Source organism: Rhizobium sp. 01T444 (genome assembly GCF_056398305.1).
On record NZ_JBFTPD010000093.1, the window covers coordinates 1 to 1,088 of the forward strand.

Genomic DNA, 1,088 nt, shown 5'->3' on the forward strand with positions numbered 1-1,088 from the left:
GCGTGCGGCAGGCGCAGGCGCAGCTTTCCCAGCACCTTGGAGTCGATGACTGGGGCGGACGGCTCGAGTGTCGCGTAGAGCTTGCTCGCAAAGGAGCCCTCCAGCCGCCCGGTTGACCGCTGAAGCTCGTCGAGAATGTCGCTGAACGTCAGCTCCTCCCCCCTGGCCCGGTCCATGAGGTCGTAAAACGCTACGCGCCACGGGTCGCCTCGACGGACACGATAGAAGTGGTTGAACCGCCTCTGAAAATCAGGGTCCGCGGGGAAGGCTCCCCCATTGGCGACTTCGCCCTGCAGCCAAGCGTACTGCTGGAGGCCCTCTTTAATCTTGGGCATCGTCGAGTCGATTTCTCGTCGAGTGAGCGTGATTGCCATTGCCTTATCTGCTTGTTGTGGAGCTGCGCTTATTCGGGAGGCGCTCGCGCATTGTGCTGTCGACGCCGCACGAGCATACGTGACGGACTTCACGCTAGCACGCTCGGGCTGCGCTTTACGTTGGCTCCGCCGCACACCGCCTGGTGACGAGCTAGTGTAGTGCGCCACTCAKATATGTACTTATCTYGTACTCCTTGCCAGCGCGGCCTTGGCTCGCKTGACCTTGGCCARGATGTCGSWSGCGCTCTTGGTCCAGATGAARGGYTTGGGATTGGCGTTGTGGTGGGCSACGTACARATCGATSGCCARTTCCAGTTCRGGCACGCTGGTGAAGCTGTCKCGCCGGATGCGGTTCTCCGAGATGTCGCGGAAGAARCGYTCGACCATGTTSAGCCACGACGCGCTCGTSGGCGTGAARTGCATGACGAAGCGCGGGTGCTTGACCAGCCAGGCTTGAACCTCCGGGTGGGTGTGCGTGCCGTAGTTGTCCACGATCAGGTGCAACTGCAGGTGCCTGGGCGTCTTGCGCTGGATCAGGCGCAGGAACTGCAGCCACTCCACGTGCCGGTGCTGCTGCTGACACATCGAGATCACTGTGCCGTCCAGGGTGTTCAAGGCGGCGAACAGCGTGGTCGTGCCATGGCGCTTGTAGTCGTGCGTGACAGTGCCGGCGCGGCCTTTCTTCATCGGCAAGCCCGGCTGGGTGCGGTTGAG

2 protein-coding genes are annotated in these 1,088 nt (G+C 62.2%); both read right to left on the reverse strand.

Annotated features, from left to right (window positions below; genetic code table 11):
• On the reverse strand, positions 1 to 374 hold a 374-nt coding region (locus AC1DTN_RS37275; protein WP_477925110.1), incomplete at its 3' end, for a hypothetical protein.
• Between the two features lie 180 nt (positions 375 to 554).
• A partial coding sequence (locus AC1DTN_RS37280; RefSeq protein ID WP_477925111.1) for an IS630 family transposase occupies positions 555 to 1,088 on the reverse strand: 534 nt, incomplete at its 5' end.